The sequence below is a fragment of the Anaerotignum propionicum genome (genome assembly GCF_024461735.1).
In the GTDB taxonomy this organism is placed as follows: Bacteria; Bacillota; Clostridia; order Lachnospirales; family Anaerotignaceae; genus Chakrabartyella.
Map to the genome: position 1 here is coordinate 1 of NZ_JANGAD010000031.1, position 265 is coordinate 265.

Annotated in this window: 1 pseudogene; it reads right to left on the bottom strand. The window is 47.2% G+C overall.

The window, feature by feature from the left end:
- Positions 1–265, bottom strand: a pseudogene (locus NE558_RS14285) (acetate kinase); the annotation flags it as partial.

Genomic DNA, 265 nt, shown 5'->3' on the forward strand with positions numbered 1-265 from the left:
CATTCCTCTATCGCTTTCTTCACTTCTTCTGTAATCACAACTGAGGATGCAAACTTTTCTCCGCCGTGTACGACACGATGTCCTACAGCTCCGATTTCATCCAAACTCTTAACAACACCCGTTACCGGATTTGTAAGAGCTTCAATCACAAACTGAATTGCCTCTGTATGGGTCGGCATCGCCTTTTCCGACACCTCTTTTTCTCCGCCTTCCGGCTGATACGTCAGACGTCCGTCAATTCCGATCCTCTCACAAATTCCTTTCG